Origin of the sequence: Stenotrophomonas sp. AS012628, from assembly GCF_010608305.1 — a bacterium.
Classification (GTDB): domain Bacteria; phylum Pseudomonadota; class Gammaproteobacteria; order Xanthomonadales; family Xanthomonadaceae; genus Stenotrophomonas; species Stenotrophomonas geniculata.
This window is the reverse complement of the sequence record NZ_VMBJ01000164.1, coordinates 1-259: the sequence shown is the minus strand read 5'-3', so window position 1 is coordinate 259 and position 259 is coordinate 1. Positions and strand designations below refer to the sequence as shown.

1 protein-coding gene is annotated in these 259 nt (G+C 70.7%); it reads right to left on the bottom strand.

Annotated elements, in window-relative coordinates:
- The coding region (locus G5A07_RS21445; RefSeq protein WP_223107800.1) for a hypothetical protein at positions 1–259 on the bottom strand (259 nt) is incomplete at both ends.

The following is a 259-nucleotide window of genomic DNA, read 5'->3' as shown; positions in this document are numbered from 1 at the left end:
CTCCTCCTTCGGATCGTCGGAGAGGATCTCCTGCCGCCGTTCGGCGGCGAGGCCGATCAGATAGACCATGTCCATGGCCGTGTCGGAGCGCTCCATGATGCGGCCGTCGACGAAGACGTCGGTCGGGCCGTCCAGCGGTCGCCGACGGCTCTGCTCGAAGCCCACGGTCGCCGCGAACACGGCAAGGTCGCGGAACGTGCGGAAGATCGGGCCTCCCGTGCGCGGGTGCGGCGCCTGCGCGAGCCGGGCGCAGATGTCC